The organism is [Mycobacterium] manitobense (assembly GCF_025821665.1).
Lineage (GTDB): Bacteria > Actinomycetota > Actinomycetes > Mycobacteriales > Mycobacteriaceae > Mycobacterium > Mycobacterium arseniciresistens.
Genome location: NZ_JACKSJ010000245.1, coordinates 1 through 19622, shown reverse-complemented (window position 1 = coordinate 19622; position 19622 = coordinate 1). Strand labels below are relative to the sequence as shown.

Here is a 19622-nt window from a genome sequence, read left to right as displayed (position 1 = left end):
GGCACAGCGTAGCGAGTACCGTCAGCGGCTGTGACTCATTCCCAGCGTAGAGATCGGTTACGCGCCCGCCTCGAGGCCGCCGACCTGGCTGCCATGCTGGTCACCGACCTGGTCAATGTGCGTTATCTGTCCGGTTTCACCGGCTCGAACGCCGCTCTGCTGATCCTCGCCGACACGCCGGGCGCCGTGCTGGCCACCGACGGGCGGTACCGCACGCAGGCCGCGCAGCAGGCGCCCGACGTGGAGGCGGTGATCGACCGGGCGGTCGGGCCGTGCCTGGTGGCACGTGCCGGGGCGGCGCGGGTCGGCCGCCTGGGCTTCGAGAGTCACGTGGTCACCGTCGACGGTCATCGCGGACTGCTCGAGGCGGCGACGGACATCGAACTGGTCCGCGCGCCGCGCACCGTGGAGGCGCTGCGCGAGGTCAAGGATGCCGGGGAGATCGCGCTGCTGCGGCTCGCCTGCGAGGCCGCCGACGCCGCGCTGACCGACCTGGTGGAGCGTGGCGGGTTGCGGCCGGGCCGCACCGAGAAGGAGGTCGGCCGCGAACTCGAGTCACTGATGCTCGACCACGGCGCCGACGGCGTCTCCTTCGAGACCATCGTGGCGGCAGGCGCCAACTCGGCGATACCGCATCACCGGCCGACCGACGCCGTGCTCGCCACCGGCGACTTCGTCAAGATCGACTTCGGGGCGCTGGTCGCGGGTTACCACTCCGACATGACCCGCACCTTCGTGCTCGGGCGTGCTGAGCAGTGGCAGCGCGACATCTACACCCTGGTGTCCGACGCGCAGCGCGCCGGCCGTGAGGCGCTCGGGGCCGGGGTGGCCCTCAAGGACGTGGACGCCGCGTCCCGGCAGGTCATCGCCGACGCAGGCCACGCCGAGAACTTCGGCCACGGCCTCGGCCATGGGGTGGGCCTGCAGATCCACGAAGCGCCGGGAATCAACTCCATGGCCGCCGGTACACTGCTTGCTGGCTCCGCGGTCACCGTGGAACCCGGTGTCTACCTACCCGGCCGCGGCGGCGTCCGCATCGAGGACACGCTGGTCGTCAGTGAGGAATCCGACACCCCCGACTTACTCACCCGGTTCCCCAAGGAACTGGCCATCCTCTGACACAGAGAGCTAGGAGCAGTACCGACCGTGGCATCGACCGCCGACTTCAAGAACGGGCTCGTCCTCAACATCGACGGCCAGCTGTGGCAGATCACCGAATTCCAGCACGTCAAGCCCGGCAAGGGGCCGGCCTTCGTGCGCACCAAGCTCAAGAACGTGTTGTCGGGCAAGGTCGTCGACAAGACCTACAACGCCGGCGTGAAGGTGGAGACGGCGACGGTCGACCGCCGCGACGCCACCTACCTGTACCGCGACGGGTCGGACTTCGTCTTCATGGACTCCGAGGACTACGAACAGCACCCGTTGCCGGAGGCGCTGGTGGGCCGCGCCGCCGGCTTCCTGCTCGAGAGCATGGCGGTGCAGATCGCGTTCCACGACGGGGTGCCGCTGTACCTGGAGCTGCCGGTGACCGTGGAGCTCGTGGTCGCGTCCACCGAGCCGGGCCTGCAGGGCGACCGCTCCAGCGCAGGCACCAAGCCCGCGACCCTGGAGACCGGCGCCGAGATCCAGGTGCCGCTGTTCATCAACACCGGCGACAAGCTCAAGGTGGACTCGCGCGACGGCAACTATCTCGGTCGGGTCAATGCCTGACCGCACCGGAGGCCGGATCGATGCCTGACCGGCCTGACAAGGGCCGGCACCAGGCCCGTAAGCGGGCGGTCGACCTGCTGTTCGAGGCCGAGGCAAGGGGCATCAGCCCCGCCGAGGTCGCCGAGGCGAGAACGGCGTTGTCGCACACCCAGGCCGACGTCTTCGCGCTCAACCCCTACACCGTCACCGTGGCGCACGGCGTGACCGAACACCGCGCCCACATCGACGACCTCATCTCGGCGCACCTGCAGGGCTGGACGTTGGAGCGGCTGCCCGCGGTGGACCGGGCCATCCTGCGAGTCGCGGTGTGGGAGCTGCTGCACGCCGACGACGTGCCCCCGCCGGTGGCCGTCGACGAGGCCGTCGAACTGGCCAAGCAGCTGTCCACCGATGACTCGCCGAGCTTCGTCAACGGTGTGCTCGGCCAGGTGATGCTGGTGACACCGCAGATCCGAGCCGCATCCCAAGCCGTGCGGGAGGCGGTGCGGGGAACCCCGGAAGGCTAGGGACGTCATGGGGTCACCTCAGGACTGGGCGCCGTACTCCAGCGTGGAGGACGCGGCGCGGGTGTACCTGCGCGATCCCGAGCTGGCGCTCGACCAGCTGCGCGCCGTGGTCGACCTCCCGCAGATCACGTCGTTCATCATGTCCCGCGCCACAGTGGACGACTCGTGGAGCGACGAGGACGAGGTGCTGTGGCAGGAGGTCGTGCTGACCGACGGGTCGCGGTTGATCATGTGGCGGGCCGACGACTCGGTGTCGACCACCGGAGACCGTGAGCGCCGCGTGCTCGACGCCTCGGTGCGCACCATCTCGCTGTCGTCGATCACCGACCACGTGCTCACCACCGAGTACGAGGTGCTCGACGACGGCACCCGCAGGCTGGCTGAGGTGCGGCTGCGGATGTACACCCAACTGATCACCCGGGCGCGGCAGAGGTCGGCCACCGAGACCGACGTCTACTGCGAGTCGTTCCGCTACCACAAGACCGTCGACAACGGCGGTCTGGCGCAGATGCAGCGGCTCCTGCAGTTCGGCCGGGTGCTGTCGCGCTGCATGCGCTGAGCCGCAGCCGCAGACCCCGCGCGGGCGCCGCTTTTCGCTCAGCGCGATTGCAATGCCCCGGCCCCGCCCGGAGGTGGCGCATTCGCCGGAGGTACGGCTGATTCAGCAGGTCGGCGGCGGTGCGGCACGGCGCAATGGGCGGCCGCGGCCCGCGCTGACCGCGCGCAGCGGGAAGGCCTTGCGGAAAGCGCCTTAACGTGATTCGCGTGTCGCACGCCCCAGCCGGTCACGAACCGGGCCACGAAGCGGGAGCCATCCCGCTGCCCGGCCGGCGTGCCCGGGCGGACCGGGCCCGGCAGGTGGCCGACGTGCTTCGCCATCAGATCCACGCCGGCGCCTACGCCGACGGGCTTCCCGCCGAGCAAGACCTGGCCGCCGAGTTCTTCGTCTCCCGCAACACCGTGCGCGAGGCGCTCGCGGTGCTGAAGAACGAGGGCCTCATCGACCGCGGTCCACGGGTCGGCACCCACGTCGCGGTCCGCAAGTACGACCACGGACTCGACGCGCTGGCGGGTCTCAAGGAGACGTTCAAGGGCTACGGCGAGGTGCGCAACGAGGTCCGGGCGGCGATGCGGCTGGCCGCCCCGCCCGCAGTGGCGCGCCGGCTGCAACTCCCGCCCGGCGCGCAGGTGGTGTTCGTGGAGCGGCTGCGCTATCTCGGTGACCTCCCGCTCTCCCTCGACCTGACCTACCTCACACCCGACATCGGGGAGCAGGTGCTCGAACACCGGTTGGAGAACAACGACGTGTTCGCCCTCATCGAACAGGTCAGCGGGCAGCGCCTCGGCGCGGCGACGCTGGCGCTGGAAGCGGTGTCGGCGGACCCGCATTCGGCGGCGACGCTGCAGGTGCCCGACGGCGCCGCGCTGCTGATGCTCGAACGCCTCGCCAGTCTCGACGACGGCAGGCCCGTCGACCTGGAGTACATCCGCATGCGCGGTGACCGGATCACCATGCGCGGCAACCTGATCAGGAGTGACTCATGACGCTGGTGAACAACCAACGCGCCGACGTCCCGGTGACGATCGACGAATCGCTGTGCATCGAGGGCTGCACCCTGTGCGTCGACGTGTGCCCGCTCGACTCGCTGGCGATCAACCCGGAGAACGGCAAGGCGTTCATGCACGTCGACGAATGCTGGTACTGCGGCCCGTGCGCGGCCCGCTGTCCCACCGGCGCCGTCACGGTCAACATGCCCTACCTGATCCGTTAGTCCGGCTCGTCAGCCCCGACCTCCCAGGACACCCGCACATGAAACGCACCATCGCCGTGGCGCTCGCCGCCGCCACCGTCGGCTCGCTGGCCGCCTGCTCGCTGGACTCCCAGTCGCAATCCGACGGCACCGTCAACGTGGTCATCGGCTACCAGTCGAAGACCATCAACACCGTCACCGCCGGAACCTTGTTGAAGGCCAGGGGTTTCCTGGAGCAGCGGCTCGCCGACGTCAGCGAGTCCACCGGCGTCGAGTACAACGTCGAGTGGCAGGACTACGACACCGGCGCGCCGATCACCGCGCAGATGGTCGCCGAGAAGATCGACATCGGCTCCATGGGCGACTACCCGCTGCTGATCAACGGCTCCAAGACCCAGGCCAACGAGCGCGCCCGCACCGAGTTCGTCTCCGTCACCGGCTACAGCCCCACCGGGTCGCTGAACATGATTGTCGTGCCGCCGGATTCGCCGATCAGATCGGTCACCGACCTGAAGGGCAAAAAGGTCTCGGCCAGTGTGGGTTCGGCCGGGCACGGCACCCTGGTCCGGGCGCTCGACAACGCAGGCATCGACCCCAAGACCGGCGTCGAGGTGCTCAACCAGCAGCCGCAGGTCGGCGCGTCGGCACTGGAATCCAGTCAAGCACAAGCGCTTTCGCAATTCGTCGCGTGGCCGGGGCTGCTGGTCTTCCAGGACAAGGCGAAGCTGCTCTACGACGGCGCAGAGGGCGACTATCCCACCTTCCACGGTGTCGTCGTCCGGCGTGACTACGCAGGCCGGCACCCCGAGGTGCTCGACGCCTTCCTGCAGGCCCAGCTCGACGCCACCGACTTCCTCAACGACAAGCCGCTGGAATCGGCGAAACTCGTCGCCGAGGGCAGCGGGCTGCCTGAGGAGGTCGTCTACCTCTACAACGGTCCGGGCGGCACCAGCTTCGACACCACCCTCAAGCCGTCGCTGATCGAGGCCTTCAAAGGCGATGTGCCCTACCTGAAGTCCATCGGCGACTTCGCCGATCTGGACATCAACGGGTTCGTCTCCGACGAGGCGATCCGCAAGGCCTTCGCCGAACGCGGAGTCGACTACGACGCCGCACGCGACAGCACCGCCAACCCATCGGCGATCCGCGGCCGGGACCCGGTGTGCAACGCCGACGTCACCGATCCCCGGCTGGCGGGCGAACTCTGGCTCGACGGCCGCGACACCACCCAGCCGGCGGCGAACCCGGGATGCCTGCTGCGCGCCGTGCGCGAGGCCACCGCCCGCGGCGATAACGTCCGGGCGGCCTACGTGTCGGACACCGAGTACGGCACGCGGTGGTTCGCCGACAAGTCCGTCTGGGTGCGCTCCGGTGATCAACAGCGGCCGCAGTACCTGCCGTTCGGCACGCTCGCCGGCGCTCAGCGCTACACCGCAACCCATCCCGGGGCGACGGTCGTGGACTACCAGCAGGCGCTGGCGGGTGCGGTGTGACCGCCCCGCCCGCGGTGCTGGCCGCTGATGAACCCGCCGTCGCGGTACCTGCGGCACCGTCCCGACCTGCGCTGCGGCGCCGGCCCCTTGCCTCATGGGCGGTGCGCATCGCGTCGGTGGCTGCCGCCATCGCGCTCTGGCAGCTGCTGACCGCCAATGACGTGCGGCTGTGGCTTCGCTTCGACACCCTGCCGACTGTCACCGAGGTGATCGCCGCATTCGGAAGCCGCCTCGGCACCCAGGACTACTGGCTCGACCTCGGCCAGTCACTGATCCGGATCCTCACCGGCTTCGCGCTGGCCGCCGTCGCCGGCGTGGTCACCGGCATCATGCTCGGCCGCTCGCCGAGGTTCGCCAACGTCTTCGGCCCGCTGACCGAACTCGCCCGGCCCATCCCCGCCATCGCCATCGTGCCCGTGGCGATCCTGCTGTTCCCGACCGACGAGGCCGGGATCGTGTTCATCACCTTCCTCGCCGCGTACTTCCCGATCATGGTCAGCACCCGGCACGCCGTGCGCGCGCTGCCCACGCTGTGGGAGGACTCGGTGCGCACCCTCGGCGGCAACCGCTGGGACGTCATCAGCCGGGTCGTGCTGCCCGGCATCCTGCCCGGCGTGTTCGGCGGGCTGTCGGTCGGCATCGGCGTCGCATGGATCTGCGTCATCTCCGCGGAGATGATCTCGGGCCGGCTCGGCGTGGGATACCGCACCTGGCAGGCCTACACCGTGCTGGCCTACCCGCAGGTGTTCGTCGGCATCATCACCATCGGGGTGCTCGGATTCGCCACCTCGGCCGCCGTGGAACTGATCGGGCGCCGTGTCACCCGCTGGCTGCCCCGCGGTGAGGGGAGTAACCGATGACCGGCATGAACCTCACCCTGCGGGACCTCGTGCTCAGCTACGGCGGCGCGCCGGTCATCGACGGCCTCGACCTCGACGTGCGGCCGGGGGAGATCCTGGTGCTCACCGGCCCGTCGGGATGCGGCAAGTCGACGGTGCTGCGGGCGCTGGCCGGCCTGCTGACACCCGACGCCGGCGAGGTGCTCGCCGACGGGGCGCCCGTCACCACGACGTCGCGGGACCGGGCGATGGTGTTCCAGGACAACGCGCTGCTGCCGTGGCTCACCGTGCAGTCCAATGTCGAATTGGCGCTCAAGCTGGCCGGCCGGCCACGGCAGGGCAGGCGCGACGAGGCGCTGAAGTGGATCGCCGACGTCGGCCTCACCGGCTTCGAGCGCTACCTGCCCAAGAGCCTGTCCGGCGGGATGCGCCAGCGGGTGCAACTGGCCCGCGGTCTCGCCGGGGAGCCGCGCGCGGTGATGATGGACGAGCCGTTCGGCGCGCTGGACGCCCAGACCCGGACCACCATGCAGGAGTTGCTGATCGACACCTGGCGCGCGCATCCCACCACCGTGGTGTTCGTCACCCACGACGTCGACGAGGCCCTGCTGATCGGTGACCGCATCGCGGTGCTCGGACGGGCCGGGCAACCGCTGCGGGCGCTGCTGGACGTGCCGAGCCCACGCGACCACACCGTCGACCGCACCGCGATACGCGCCGAGGCGATCTCGAACCTGGGCACCGCCCCCGACCACCCGGAGCTCGTCAGTTGATGGACATCCCCACCCTCGCCCCCGAGCCCACCCGGCTGGACTGCGACGTGCTGGTCATCGGTGGCGGCACCGCGGGCACGATGGCCGCGCTGTCGGCCGCCGAACACGGTGCGCGGGTGCTGCTGCTGGAGAAGGCCCACGTCCGGCATTCGGGCGCGCTGGCCATGGGCATGGACGGCGTCAACAACGCCGTCATCCCCGGCAAGGCGACGCCGGAGGACTACGTCGCCGAGATCACCCGCGCCAACGACGGAATCGTCAACCAGCGCACCATCTATCAGACCGCGACTCGCGGATTCGCGATGGTGCAGCGGCTGGAGCGCTACGGCGTGAAGTTCGAGAAGGACGAGCACGGCGAGTACGCCGTGCGCCGGGTGCACCGGTCCGGTTCCTACGTGCTGCCGATGCCGGAGGGCAAGGACGTCAAGAAGGCGCTCTACCGGGTGCTGCGGCAACGGTCGATGCGCGAGAAGATCCAGATCGAGAACCGTCTGATGCCGGTCCGCGTGCTCACCAGCGGTGGTCGGGCCGTGGGCGCCGCCGCGTTCAACACCCGAACCGGCGAGTTCGTCACCGTCGCGGCCAAGGCCGTGGTGCTCGCGACCGGGGCGTGCGGACGGCTGGGACTGCCGGCGTCGGGCTACCTCTACGGCACCTACGAGAACCCGACGAACGCAGGCGACGGCTATTCGATGGCCTTCCACGCCGGCGCCGAGCTGTCCGGAATCGAGTGCTTCCAGGTCAATCCGCTCATCAAGGACTACAACGGCCCGGCATGCGCCTACGTCGCCAACCCGTTCGGCGGCTACCAGGTCAACGCCCTCGGTGAACGCTTCGTCGACTCCGACTACTGGTCGGGCCAGATGATGGCGGAGGTCAAGCAGGAGATCGAGTCCGCCCGCGGGCCGATCTACCTCAAGGTGTCGCACCTGCCCGACGAGACGCTGTCGGCGCTGGAGAACATCCTGCACACCACGGAGCGGCCGACCCGGGGCACCTTCCACGCCAACCGCGGTCACGACTACCGCACCCACGACATCGAGATGCACATCTCCGAGATCGGTTTGTGCAGTGGCCATTCTGCGTCCGGTGTCTGGGTGGACGAGCATGCGCGCACCACGGTGCCCGGACTCTACGCGGCGGGCGACCTGGCGTGCGTGCCGCACAACTACATGATCGGCGCCTTCGTCTACGGCGACCTGGCCGGATCGCACGCCGCGGGCACGCTCGCGGACGTACCGGTTCCCGCCGCCCTCCCGCGCGACCAGTTGCAGGAGGCGCACGACCTCATCTACCGGCCGCTGCGGCATCCGTCCGGGCCGCCACAGCCGCAGGTCGAGTACAAGCTGCGCCGGTTCGTCAACGACTATGTGGCGCCGCCGAAATCGGCCACCAAGCTGTCGATCGCCGTGCAGACGTTCGAACGGATGCGCAGCGAGATCGCCGGGATGGGCGCCACCACGCCGCACGAGCTGATGCGTGCGGTGGAGGTGTCGTTCATCCGCGACTGCGCGGAGATGGCCGCCAGGTCGTCGCTGACCCGCACCGAATCACGCTGGGGGCTCTACCACGACCGTGCCGACCTGCCCGGCCGCGATGACGACAACTGGCGCTACCACCTGAACCTGCGCAAGACCGCCGCCGGGTCGATGGAGTTCCTCAAGCGCCCCGTCGCAGCGTATTTCGTGCCGGTGCCGGGTCTGGACCATCTGCCGTCGGATGCCCCGGTGACCACGGTGGCGCAGCCGGAGCTGGTCGGGGGCCGCGCCCCGCTGGACGAGAAGATCCGGCCGCGCGAAGTGGCCGCCGAACCGCCGTCTCCGCGCATCGCGGCGGTGCTCGCGCTGGAGGAGCCCTCGGTGGCCGACCTCGCCGGGTACCTCATTGATCCCGATCCGGGGGTGCGGCGCACGGCGGTGGCCACGCTGGTCGAGGTACTGCCGGACGGCTACGCCGACGGGCTGTTCCGCGCACTGGGCGACGAGGCGCCCGAGGTGCGTGGCGTTGCGGCCGAGAGCGTGCGTGAGCTGGTCGAGGTGCTACCGGCACCCGAAGCCGTTGCGGGACACCTGCGCTCGCCGGACGCGGTGGTGCGGGCCGTCGCCCTCTATCTGCTCAGTTCGCGACGGGTGGGCGCGGCGGACGCCTATCGCGAGGCGCTGTCCGACGCCGACCACCGGGTGCGCATCGAGGCGGTGCGGGCGCTGGTGTCGGTCGACGACGTCGACGGGGTCGCGGCGGGCGCCACCGACGAGAACCGTGAGGTGCGCATCGCCGTCGCCAACGGCCTTGGCACCCTCGGGGCGGGCGCCGACGCGGTCCGCGCCCTGATCGACGACGCCGACCCGCTGGTGCGCGCCGCAGCGCTGGCCGCCATGGGGGCGATCGGGTGGGGCGCCGACGACGGACCGACGGTCGAGGGCGCGCTCGCCGCGTCGGCCTGGCAGATCCGCCAGGGCGCGGCGCGGGCGCTGGCGGGTGCTCCGTCGCCCTCGACGGCCGTGCCCCCGCTGTCGCGGGCGTTGGCCGATCCGCACCTGGACGTCCGCAAGGCCGCAGTGCTCAGCCTCACCCGGTGGGCGTCCTCCGAGCAGGCCGCCCGCGACGCGCTGGGCCTGGCGCTCGACGACGGTGACGCCGACGTCCGTGCCTACGCGCGCCGGGCGCTGGCCGGCTGAGGGCTCACAGGTCGAGCGCCTGGTACGTCCGGCGGACGAACTTCGGTTGCACGGACTGCAGGGTGAGCAGCGACGTGTTGCCCGCCACGGCGGCCGCCGCGTCGGCGCCGAAGTTGGGCAGATTCTGGATCAGGTAGATCAGGATCATGTCGGCGGCGGGGTCGGCCTGCCACCACGTCCCGTACGCGCCGGGCCAGCCGAAGGTGCCCGCCCCGCCTGGCCCGAACAGCTGACGTGACTTGGCCGGGTCGGTGACCACCGACAGGTTCAGCCCGAAGCCGCGCCCGATCCAGAACGGCATGCCGAGGAACGGGTGGCGCTTCTGCTCGGGCGTGAGCCGGTCGGTGCGCATCGACTGCACCGACTCCTCCGAGAGCACCCGCACGCCGTCGACGCTGCCGCCCTCCAGCAGCATCCGGGCGAACCGCAGGTAGTCGTCGGCGGTGGAGAACAGGTTCGCCCCGCCCATGCAGAACGGCGGCGGCGTGGTGGTCGGCGGCCCCATCGCGTCGTGGCTGAGCGTGTCGTCATCGGTGAGCTTGTACATCGTCGCGACCCGGCCTCGGTTTCGCGGATCCACGAAGAACCCGGTGTCGACCATGCCGAGCGGCCCGAGGATCCGTTCAGTCATGACGTCCTGCAGCGTCGCGCCCTCGATGCGTTCGAGCAGCACGCCGAGCACGTCGGTGGCGTTGCTGTAGGTCATCCGGTCGCCGGGCTGGTGCTGCAACGGCAGGGCGGCGATCTCGGCGAGCCAGGCGTCCGGCGACTGCTTGGCCGAGATGCGGCCGTACGCGCGCGCGAGCGGCCCGGTGACCGAGAAGAAGTACGCGAGTCCGCTGCGGTGGGTCATCAGGTCGTCGACGGTGATCGGTCGGCGGGCCGGGTGCGTGCGGTCCAGCGGGCCGCCCGGGGTGTCGAGCACGCGCAGGTCGGCCAGTTCGGGCAACCACTTCGTGACCGGGTCGGTCAGGGCGAGCTTGCCCTCCTCGACCAGGGCCATGGCCGCCGCCACCGTCACCGGTTTGGTCATCGACGCGATGCGGAACACCGTGTCGCGGCGCATCGGCAACCCGGCCTCGATGTCGCGGTGGCCGATCTCGTTGACCTGCTCGATGCGTCCGTCGCGCCACACCAGGGTCACCGCGCCGGCGAGCACCCCGGCGTCGACCGCGTCCCGGATCGAGGCCTGATTACCACTGAGATTCACCTAGCCAGGCTAGCCAGCGCGGGCGGGCGCCGCCGCGGTGGTAGGCTCCGCGGCAGTTTGACATCCTTTAACGATCCGTCCGGCGAGGCGGAGAAGGAGGTCTGGATCGCGCGTGGGCAGTCCTGACACCCCCGACCGGGAATTGATGACGGCGGCGGACGTGGGCCGCACCATTTCCCGTATCGCGCATCAGATCATCGAGAAGACCGCACTCGACGGCGGCGCCGATGCGCCCCGCGTGGTGCTGCTCGGCATTCCCACCCGCGGCGTCACGCTGGCGGCGCGGCTGGCGGCCAACATCAGCGAATTCTCCGGCGTGACCGTGGGCCACGGTGCGCTGGACATCACGCTGTACCGCGACGACCTGGCAGGCAAGCCGCCGCGCCCGCTCGAGGAGACCTCGATCCCCGCGGGCGGCATCGACGGCGCGCTGGTGATCCTGGTCGACGACGTGCTCTACACGGGGCGTTCGGTGCGCTCGGCGCTGGACGCGCTGCGAGACATCGGCCGGCCCCGGATCGTGCAACTCGCCGTGCTGGTGGATCGTGGGCACCGCGAACTGCCGCTGCGCGCCGACTACGTCGGCAAGAACGTGCCCACCTCGCGGAGCGAGAACGTCAAGGTGCGGCTGGTCGAGAACGACGGCGGACGCGACGGCGTGTCCATCGCACCCCAGGGAGGGCCGAAAAGGTGAAGCATCTGCTCTCTGCCGCCGACCTGAGTCGCGACGAGGCCACGGCGATCCTCGACGACGCCGACCGGTTCGGCCAGGCGCTGCTCGGCCGTGAGGTCAAGAAGCTGCCGACTCTGCGCGGCCGCACGGTGATCACGATGTTCTACGAGAACTCGACCCGCACCCGGGTGTCGTTCGAGGTGGCGGGCAAATGGATGAGCGCCGACGTGATCAACGTCAGCGCATCGGGATCCTCGGTCGCAAAGGGGGAGTCGCTGCGCGACACCGCGCTGACACTGCGGGCCGCGGGCGCCGACGCGCTGATCATCCGCCATCCTGCTTCCGGTGCGGCGCAACAGCTCTCGGAGTGGACGGCGGAGCCCAACGGCGGTCCGAGTGTGATCAACGCCGGTGACGGCACCCACGAGCACCCGACCCAGGCGCTGCTCGACGCGCTGACCATCCGCCAGCGGCTCGGTGGGATCGAGGGCAGGCGGGTGGTGATCGTCGGCGACGTCCTGCACAGCCGGGTCGCCCGCTCCAACGTGTCGCTGCTGCACACCCTCGGCGCCGAGGTGGTGCTCGTGGCGCCGCCGACGCTGCTGCCCGTCGGTGCGAGCGAGTGGCCGGTCACGGTGTCGCACCACCTCGACGCCGAACTGCCCGGCGCTGACGCGGTGCTGATGCTGCGGGTGCAGGCCGAGCGGATGAACGGCGGCTTCTTCCCGTCCAGCCGGGAGTACTCGGTGCGCTACGGCCTGTCGCAGAAGCGTCAGGCGCTGCTGCCGGGCAATGCCGTCGTTCTGCATCCCGGGCCGATGCTGCGCGGGATGGAAATCGCCTCCTCGGTGGCCGACTCGTCGCAATCCGCTGTGCTGCAACAGGTCTCCAACGGCGTGCACGTCCGGATGGCCGTGCTGTTCCATCTGCTCGTCGGCGCCGAAAAGGAGGCGATCAGCGCATGAGTGCCACTGTCCTGATCCGGGGCGTCCGCCCCTACGGCGAAGGTGAACCGGTCGACGTGCTGGTCGACGACGGCCAGATCGCCGAGATCGGCGCCGGCCTCGCCGTTCCGGACGACGCAGACGTGATCGATGCCAACGGGCAGATCCTGCTGCCGGGTTTCGTCGACCTCCACACCCATCTGCGCGAACCCGGCCGCGAGTACGCCGAGGACATCGAGACCGGTTCGGCCGCAGCGGCGCTGGGTGGATTCACCGCGGTGTTCGCGATGGCCAACACCGATCCCGTCGCCGACAGCGTGGTGGTCACCGACCACGTCTGGCACCGCGGGCAGGAGGTCGGGCTGGTCGACGTGCACCCCGTCGGCGCGGTCACCGTCGGCCTGGCCGGAACCCAGCTCACCGAGATGGGCATGATGGCCGCCGGGGCCGGGCAGGTCCGGATGTTCTCCGACGATGGCATCTGCGTGCACGACCCGCTGATGATGCGGCGTGCGCTGGAGTACGCCACCGGCCTGGGCGCTTTGATCGCCCAGCACGCCGAGGAGCCCCGGCTGACCGTCGGCGCCGTCGCCCACGAGGGTCCCACTGCCGCGCGGCTCGGACTGGCCGGCTGGCCGCGCGCCGCCGAGGAGTCGATCGTCGCCCGCGACGCGCTGCTGGCCCGCGACGCCGGCGCGCGCGTGCACATCTGTCACGCATCCACCGCGGGCACCGTCGAACTCGTCCGGTGGGCCAAGGAACAGGGCATCGCGATCACCGCCGAGGTGACCCCACACCACCTGCTGCTCGACGACAGCCGGTTGGTCGACTACGACGGGCGCAACCGGGTGAACCCGCCGCTGCGGGAGGCCGGCGACGCCGAAGCGCTGCGGCAGGCGCTGGCCGACGGCGTCATCGACTGCGTCGCCACCGACCACGCCCCGCACGCCGAGCACGAGAAGATGTGCGAGTTCGCCCACGCCCGCCCCGGCATGCTCGGCCTGCAGACCGCGTTGTCGGTGGTGGTCGAGACGATGGTGCGGTCGGGCCTGCTGACCTGGCGCGACGTGGCCAGGGTGATGAGCGAGAACCCAGCGCGCATCGTCGGGCTGCCCGATCAGGGCCGTCCGCTGGAGGTCGGTGAGCCGGCCAACCTGACCGTCGTCGACCCCGACACCACCTGGACCGTGGCGGGCTCCGACCTCGCCAGCCGTTCGGACAACACGCCTTTCGAGCAGATGACGCTGCCCGCAGTCGTCACGCTCACGATGCTGCGCGGCAGGATCACCGCCCGCGACGGGAAGAGCGCAGTCTCATGAACACCCCGACGCTGATCGCATCGCTGATCATGGCCGCACTTGTGGTGCTGCTGATCGCGTTCTTCATCCGGCAGATGCTGCGCGGCTGGGTGCATCGCGCGCAGCGGCAGGCCGAGCTGATCGGCAAGCTGCCCGCACTGCCCGACACCGTGGGCTCCGCGACCGTCACCGCCACCCCTGGCCTCTACGTCGGAACCACACTGTCGCCGAGCTGGCAGGATCGCGTCGCCGCCGCCGATCTCGGGTTCCGGGCCAAGGCCGTCCTCACCCGTTACCCGGAGGGGATCATGGTGCAGCGCACCGGCGCCGGGCCGATCTGGATCCCCGAGGACACGATCGTGGCCATCCGCACCGAAATGGGTATCGCCGGCAAGGTGATCCCACACCGCGGGGCGGACCGTGGCGACGGCGTGCTGGCGATCCGATGGCGGCTGCCGTCCGGTGTGGAGATCGACACCGGGTTCCGGGCCGACGACCGGCACCGCTACGCCGAATGGGTTCAGACGCCCCCGACCGACAGCGTCGGCGACAACGTGGAAGGCAAGACAGCGTGACATCTGTTGCTCTACTGGTGCTCGAGGACGGGCGGACGTTCACCGGGACGGAGTTCGGCGCCGTCGGCCAGACGCTGGGCGAGGCGGTGTTCTCCACCGGCATGTCGGGCTACCAGGAGACGCTCACCGACCCGAGCTACCACGGTCAGATCGTGGTGGCCACCGCGCCGCAGATCGGCAACACCGGCTGGAACAACGAGGACGCCGAGAGCCGCGGCGACAAGATCTGGGTGGCCGGCTACGCGGTGCGCGATCCGTCGCCGCGCCCGTCGAACTGGCGAGCCACCGGCACTCTGGACGCCGAACTGGTGCAGCAGGGCATCGTCGGGATCGCCGGTATCGACACCCGGGCGCTGGTGCGGCACCTGCGCAGCCGCGGGTCGATGAAGGCGGGCATCTTCTCCGGTGACGCCCTGGCCGGCGCCGACGAACTGCTGGAGCGGGTACGCAACCAGCCTGCGATGCTCGGCGCCGATCTCGCCGGCCAGGTCAGCACCGATGTCACCTACGTGGTGGAGCCCGAGGGCGGCCACCGGCTCACCGTCGCCGCCATCGACCTCGGCATCAAGACCAACACGCCGCGCAACTTCGCCCGCCGCGGCATCCGCAGCCACGTGCTGCCGTCGGATGCCACGTTCGCCCAGATCGCCGACCTGAAACCGGACGGGGTGTTCCTGTCCAACGGCCCCGGCGACCCGGCCACCGCCGATCACATCGTCGGTGTCACCCGCGAGGTGCTCGGCGCCGGGATCCCGCTCTTCGGCATCTGTTTCGGCAACCAGATCCTCGGCCGCGCGCTGGGCCGGTCGACCTACAAGATGGTGTTCGGCCACCGCGGCATCAACATCCCCGTGATCGACCACCAGACCGGCAGTGTCGCGATCACCGCGCAGAACCACGGCTTCGCACTCGAAGGTGAGGCGGGGGAGGAGTTCGACACCCCGTTCGGGCGGGCCGTCGTCAGCCACACCTGCGCCAACGACGGCACCGTCGAGGGTGTCAAACTGGTTGACGGCCGCGCGTTCTCGGTGCAGTACCACCCCGAGGCGGCAGCCGGTCCGCACGACGCCAACTACCTGTTCGACCAATTCGTCGACCTGATGGCGGAGGAGAAGTAGATGCCGCGCCGCGAAGACCTCAACCACATCCTGGTGATCGGCTCCGGTCCGATCCTGATCGGCCAGGCCGCCGAGTTCGACTACTCCGGCACCCAGGCCTGCCGCGTGCTGCGCGACGAAGGCCTGCAGGTCAGCCTGATCAACTCCAACCCGGCGACGATCATGACCGACCCGGAGTACGCCGACCACACCTACGTCGAACCGATCACGCCGGCGTTCGTGGAACGGGTGATCGCCGCACAGGCCGAGCGCGGCAACAAGATCGACGCGCTGCTGGCCACCCTCGGCGGGCAGACCGCGCTCAACACCGCGGTGTCGCTCTACGAGAACGGCGCACTCGAGCGATACGGCATCGAGATGATCGGCGCCGACTTCGAGGCGATCCAGCGCGGTGAGGACCGGCAGAAGTTCAAGGACATCGTCGCCAAGGTGGGCGGCGAATCGGCGCGCAGCCGGGTCTGTTTCACCATGGACGAGGTCCGTGAGACCGTCGAGGACCTCGGACTGCCGGTCGTCGTCCGCCCGTCGTTCACCATGGGTGGGCTGGGGTCGGGCATGGCGTACTCCGCCGAGGACGTCGAACGAATGGCCGGCCACGGCCTGGCCTCATCACCGTCGGCCAATGTGCTGATCGAGGAATCCATCTACGGGTGGAAGGAATACGAGCTCGAGCTGATGCGCGACCATCGCGACAACGTGGTGGTGGTGTGCTCGATCGAGAACTTCGACCCAATGGGCGTGCACACCGGCGATTCGGTGACCGTGGCGCCGGCGATGACGCTCACCGACCGCGAGTACCAGACCATGCGCGACCTGGGGATCGACATCCTGCGCGAGGTCGGCGTCGACACCGGCGGCTGCAACATCCAGTTCGCGGTGAACCCGGCCGACGGCAGGCTGATCGTCATCGAGATGAACCCGCGGGTGTCGCGCTCGAGTGCGCTGGCGTCCAAGGCGACCGGCTTCCCGATCGCGAAGATCGCCGCGAAGCTGGCCATCGGCTACACCCTCGACGAGATCATCAACGACATCACCAAGGAGACGCCGGCCTGCTTCGAGCCGACGCTCGACTACGTGGTGGTCAAGGCGCCGCGCTTCGCGTTCGAGAAGTTCCCCGGCGCCGACGCCACCCTGACCACCACCATGAAGTCGGTCGGCGAGGCGATGTCGCTGGGCCGCAACTTCATCGAGGCGCTCGGCAAGGTGATGCGCTCACTGGAGACCAAGCGGGCCGGCTTCTGGACCACGCCGGATCCCGACCTCACGGTCGACGAGGTGCTCACCGGGCTGCGCACCCCGACCGACGGCCGGGTCTACGACATCGAACTGGCGCTGCGTCTCGGTGCGACGGTCGAGCAGGTGGCCGAGGCCTCCGGCGTCGACCCGTGGTTCGTCGACCAGATCTCTCGCCTGGTGGCGCTGCGCGCCGAGATCCTCGAGGCGCCGGTGCTCGACGGGTCGCTGCTGCGCCGGGCCAAGCACAGCGGCCTGTCCGACGGCCAGATCGCGGCGCTGCGACCGGAACTGGCCGGCGAGATGGGTGTGCGGGCGCTGCGCCAGCGGCTCGGCATCCATCCGGTGTTCAAGACGGTCGACACCTGCGCCGCCGAGTTCGAGGCCAAGACGCCGTACCACTACAGCAGCTACGAGCTCGATCCGGCGGCCGAGACCGAGGTCGCGCCGCAGGCGGAGAAACCCAAGGTGCTCATCCTGGGCTCCGGGCCCAACCGCATCGGTCAGGGCATCGAGTTCGACTACTCCTGCGTGCACGCCGCCACCACGCTGAGCGCGGCCGGATTCGAGACCGTGATGGTCAACTGCAACCCCGAGACGGTGTCCACCGACTACGACACCGCCGACCGGCTGTACTTCGAGCCGCTGACCTTCGAGGACGTACTCGAGGTCTACTACGCCGAATCGGCCTCGGGGGCAGGCGGACCCGGTGTCACCGGCGTGATCGTGCAGCTCGGCGGGCAGACCCCGCTCGGGCTGGCCGAACGGCTGGAGAAGGCCGGGGTGCCGATCGTCGGCACCAGCCCCAAGGCCATCGACCTCGCCGAGGACCGCGGGGCGTTCGGGGAGCTGCTGAACTCCGCGGGGCTGCCCGCGCCGAGGTTCGGCATGGCGACCAGCTTCGATCAGGCTCGCCGCATCGCCGCCGACATCGGTTACCCGGTGCTGGTGCGGCCGTCCTACGTGCTCGGCGGGCGCGGCATGGAGATCGTCTACGACGACGAGACCCTGCACGGCTACATCACCCGGGCGACCGAACTGTCGCCCGAGCACCCGGTGCTGGTGGACCGGTTCCTCGAGGACGCCATCGAGATCGACGTCGACGCACTCTGCGACGGCACCGAGGTGTACATCGGCGGGATCATGGAGCACATCGAGGAGGCCGGCATCCACTCCGGCGACTCGGCGTGCGCGCTGCCGCCGGTGACGTTGGGCCGCAGCGACATCGAGTCGGTGCGCCGGGCCACCGAGGCGATCGCGCAAGGCATCGGCGTGGTCGGTCTGCTCAACGTGCAGTACGCGCTCAAGGACGACGTGCTCTACGTGCTCGAGGCGAATCCGCGCGCCAGCCGCACCGTCCCGTTCGTGTCCAAGGCGACGTCGGTGCCGCTGGCCAAGGCGTGTGCGCGGATCATGCTCGGCACCACCATCGCCCAGCTGCGCGAGGAGGGACTGCTGGCCGCTACCGGTGACGGCGCCACCACGCCGCGCAACGCCCCGGTGGCGGTCAAGGAGGCGGTGCTGCCGTTCCACCGGTTCCGGCGCGCCGACGGCGCCCAGGTGGATTCGCTGCTCGGCCCGGAGATGAAGTCGACCGGCGAGGTGATGGGGATCGACCACGACTTCGGCAGCGCCTTCGCCAAGAGTCAGACCGCCGCGTACGGGTCACTGCCCAAGGAGGGCACGATCTTCGTCTCGGTGGCCAACCGCGACAAGCGTTCGCTGGTGTTCCCGGTCAAGCGGCTCGCCGATCTGGGCTTCCGGGTGCTGGCCACCGAGGGCACCGCGGAGATGCTGCGCCGCAATGGAATTCCGTGCGACGAGGTGCGCAAGCACTACGAGAGTCCGAGTGGCGCCGACGACAAGCGGCTCTCGGCGGTGGACGCCATCCGCGCCGGTGAGGTGGACATGGTGATCAACACCCCGTACGGCAACTCCGGGCCGCGCATCGACGGATACGAGATCCGGTCGGCGGCGGTGTCCATGAACATCCCGTGCGTGACGACGGTGCAGGGCGCGTCGGCGGCGGTGCAGGGCATCGAGGCCGGTATCCGCGGCGACATCGGGGTGATGAGTCTTCAGGAACTGCACAGCGAGCTGGAATCACGCTGACCGTGCCGGGGTTCGGTCGTCGGCTCGCCGAGGCGGTGGCGCGTAGCGGACCGCTGTGCCCGGGCATCGATCCGCATCCCGCGCTGCTGCGGGACTGGGGGCTGTCCACGGGGGTGGACGGGCTGCGGACGTTCTGCCAGACCTGCGTGGCGGCGTTCGGCGACTTCGCCATCGTCAAGCCGCAGGTCGCGTTCTTCGAGCCGTACGGCGCCGCCGGCTTCGCCGTGCTCGAGGAGACCATCGCCGAGTTGCGGGCGGCCGGGGTGCTGGTGCTGGCCGACGCCAAACGAGGCGACATCGGGTCCACCATGGCGGCCTACGCCGAGGCCTGGGCCGGCGACTCGCCGCTGGCCGCCGACGCCGTCACCGCGTCGCCGTATCTCGGCTTCGGCGCGCTGCAACCGCTGCTGGACACGGCGGCCGCCCACGGCAGGGGAGTCTTCGTGCTTGCCGCGACGTCGAATCCGGAAGGTGCGTCGGTGCAGCGTGCCCTGGTCGACGGGCCGACCGACGGGCGCACGGTCGCGCAATCCGTCGTCGACGCCGCCGCAGCGGTCAACCGCGCCACCGCTCCCGAGCCCGGATCGGTCGGCGTCGTGGTCGGCGCCACCCTGGCCGAACCGCCGGACGTGAGCGCGCTGGCCGGCCCCGTCCTGGTGCCAGGCGTCGGGGCCCAGGGCGGCAGGCCCGAGGCGCTCGGCGGCCTCGG

At 70.2% G+C, this 19622-nt stretch carries 18 protein-coding genes; 17 read left to right on the top strand and 1 reads right to left on the bottom strand.

The window, feature by feature from the left end; genetic code table 11:
* Positions 1 to 30: 30 nt before the first annotated feature.
* From H7I41_RS26920 to H7I41_RS26875, 10 genes are all read left to right on the top strand, one after another.
* The gene (locus H7I41_RS26920; RefSeq protein WP_264015700.1) at positions 31 to 1119 is read left to right on the top strand and encodes a M24 family metallopeptidase; all 1089 of its coding nucleotides are present in this window, start codon (positions 31 to 33) and stop codon (positions 1117 to 1119) included.
* 27 nt (positions 1120 to 1146) lie between these two features.
* Positions 1147 to 1710 carry an elongation factor P gene (gene efp, locus H7I41_RS26915; protein WP_264015699.1) on the top strand — a complete coding sequence of 188 codons (564 nt, stop codon included), beginning with the start codon at positions 1147 to 1149 and terminating at the stop codon, positions 1708 to 1710.
* A gap of 20 nt (positions 1711 to 1730) precedes the next feature.
* Positions 1731 to 2216, top strand: a complete 486-nt coding sequence (nusB, locus tag H7I41_RS26910) for a transcription antitermination factor NusB (protein WP_264015698.1) — start codon at positions 1731 to 1733, stop codon at positions 2214 to 2216.
* Positions 2217 to 2223: 7 nt separating this feature from the next.
* The gene (locus H7I41_RS26905) at positions 2224 to 2775 is read left to right on the top strand and encodes a hypothetical protein (RefSeq protein ID WP_264015697.1); all 552 of its coding nucleotides are present in this window, start codon (positions 2224 to 2226) and stop codon (positions 2773 to 2775) included.
* 260 nt (positions 2776 to 3035) lie between these two features.
* On the top strand, positions 3036 to 3761 hold the full coding sequence (locus tag H7I41_RS26900) for a GntR family transcriptional regulator (RefSeq protein WP_264015726.1): 726 nt from the start codon (positions 3036 to 3038) through the stop codon (positions 3759 to 3761).
* Complete coding sequence (locus H7I41_RS26895) at positions 3758 to 3988, top strand: 4Fe-4S dicluster domain-containing protein (RefSeq protein WP_264015696.1); 231 nt, start codon at positions 3758 to 3760, stop codon at positions 3986 to 3988. The genes H7I41_RS26900 and H7I41_RS26895 overlap by 4 nt, the downstream gene beginning before the upstream one ends.
* A 38-nt stretch (positions 3989 to 4026) precedes the next feature.
* Positions 4027 to 5460 carry an ABC transporter substrate-binding protein gene (locus H7I41_RS26890; protein ID WP_264015695.1) on the top strand — a complete coding sequence of 478 codons (1434 nt, stop codon included), beginning with the start codon at positions 4027 to 4029 and terminating at the stop codon, positions 5458 to 5460.
* Between the two features lie 71 nt (positions 5461 to 5531).
* A complete protein-coding gene (locus H7I41_RS26885) occupies positions 5532 to 6320 on the top strand; it encodes an ABC transporter permease (protein WP_264015725.1) in 789 nt (262 codons plus the stop codon).
* Positions 6317 to 7072, top strand: coding sequence for an ABC transporter ATP-binding protein (locus tag H7I41_RS26880; RefSeq protein WP_264015694.1), 756 nt, complete (start codon positions 6317 to 6319; stop codon positions 7070 to 7072). Before H7I41_RS26885 ends, H7I41_RS26880 begins: the two co-directional genes overlap by 4 nt.
* Positions 7072 to 9750, top strand: coding sequence for a fumarate reductase/succinate dehydrogenase flavoprotein subunit (locus H7I41_RS26875; RefSeq protein WP_264015693.1), 2679 nt, complete (start codon positions 7072 to 7074; stop codon positions 9748 to 9750). Before H7I41_RS26880 ends, H7I41_RS26875 begins: the two co-directional genes overlap by 1 nt.
* Positions 9751 to 9754: 4 nt before the next feature.
* Here H7I41_RS26875 and H7I41_RS26870 read toward each other — a convergent pair whose 3' ends face one another.
* Positions 9755 to 10960: a serine hydrolase domain-containing protein gene (locus H7I41_RS26870; protein ID WP_264015692.1), complete on the bottom strand. Its 1206-nt coding sequence runs from the start codon at positions 10958 to 10960 to the stop codon at positions 9755 to 9757.
* Positions 10961 to 11072: 112 nt separating this feature from the next.
* On the opposite strand from H7I41_RS26870, the gene pyrR reads away from it, so the two are divergent.
* The 7 genes from pyrR to pyrF form a co-directional block, all read left to right on the top strand.
* Positions 11073 to 11654 (top strand): bifunctional pyr operon transcriptional regulator/uracil phosphoribosyltransferase PyrR, encoded by a 582-nt coding sequence (pyrR, locus tag H7I41_RS26865; protein ID WP_264015691.1) that lies wholly within the window; start codon positions 11073 to 11075, stop codon positions 11652 to 11654.
* Positions 11651 to 12598, top strand: a complete 948-nt coding sequence (locus H7I41_RS26860) for an aspartate carbamoyltransferase catalytic subunit (RefSeq protein ID WP_264015690.1) — start codon at positions 11651 to 11653, stop codon at positions 12596 to 12598. The genes pyrR and H7I41_RS26860 overlap by 4 nt, the downstream gene beginning before the upstream one ends.
* Complete coding sequence (locus H7I41_RS26855) at positions 12595 to 13896, top strand: dihydroorotase (RefSeq protein ID WP_264015689.1); 1302 nt, start codon at positions 12595 to 12597, stop codon at positions 13894 to 13896. Before H7I41_RS26860 ends, H7I41_RS26855 begins: the two co-directional genes overlap by 4 nt.
* Positions 13893 to 14450 carry a PH-like domain-containing protein gene (locus H7I41_RS26850; RefSeq protein WP_264015688.1) on the top strand — a complete coding sequence of 186 codons (558 nt, stop codon included), beginning with the start codon at positions 13893 to 13895 and terminating at the stop codon, positions 14448 to 14450. Before H7I41_RS26855 ends, H7I41_RS26850 begins: the two co-directional genes overlap by 4 nt.
* 14 nt (positions 14451 to 14464) lie before the next feature.
* Complete coding sequence (gene carA, locus H7I41_RS26845) at positions 14465 to 15568, top strand: glutamine-hydrolyzing carbamoyl-phosphate synthase small subunit (RefSeq protein ID WP_276009711.1); 1104 nt, start codon at positions 14465 to 14467, stop codon at positions 15566 to 15568.
* Positions 15569 to 18913 (top strand): carbamoyl-phosphate synthase large subunit, encoded by a 3345-nt coding sequence (gene carB, locus H7I41_RS26840; RefSeq protein ID WP_264015686.1) that lies wholly within the window; start codon positions 15569 to 15571, stop codon positions 18911 to 18913.
* A gap of 2 nt (positions 18914 to 18915) precedes the next feature.
* The coding region (gene pyrF, locus H7I41_RS26835; RefSeq protein WP_264015685.1) for an orotidine-5'-phosphate decarboxylase at positions 18916 to 19622 on the top strand (707 nt) is incomplete at its 3' end.

What these genes read in the sequence shown, in the direction of transcription:
- nusB (WP_264015698.1), top strand. Translation starts at nt 1,731, where the DNA reads ATGCCTGACCGGCCTGACAAGGGCCGGCACCAGGCCCGTAAGCGGGCG.
- H7I41_RS26905 (WP_264015697.1), top strand. Translation starts at nt 2,224, where the DNA reads ATGGGGTCACCTCAGGACTGGGCGCCGTACTCCAGCGTGGAGGACGCG.
- H7I41_RS26895 (WP_264015696.1), top strand. Translation starts at nt 3,758, where the DNA reads ATGACGCTGGTGAACAACCAACGCGCCGACGTCCCGGTGACGATCGAC.
- H7I41_RS26890 (WP_264015695.1), top strand. Translation starts at nt 4,027, where the DNA reads ATGAAACGCACCATCGCCGTGGCGCTCGCCGCCGCCACCGTCGGCTCG.
- H7I41_RS26880 (WP_264015694.1), top strand. Translation starts at nt 6,317, where the DNA reads ATGACCGGCATGAACCTCACCCTGCGGGACCTCGTGCTCAGCTACGGC.
- H7I41_RS26875 (WP_264015693.1), top strand. Translation starts at nt 7,072, where the DNA reads ATGGACATCCCCACCCTCGCCCCCGAGCCCACCCGGCTGGACTGCGAC.
- H7I41_RS26855 (WP_264015689.1), top strand. Translation starts at nt 12,595, where the DNA reads ATGAGTGCCACTGTCCTGATCCGGGGCGTCCGCCCCTACGGCGAAGGT.
- H7I41_RS26850 (WP_264015688.1), top strand. Translation starts at nt 13,893, where the DNA reads ATGAACACCCCGACGCTGATCGCATCGCTGATCATGGCCGCACTTGTG.
- carB (WP_264015686.1), top strand. Translation starts at nt 15,569, where the DNA reads ATGCCGCGCCGCGAAGACCTCAACCACATCCTGGTGATCGGCTCCGGT.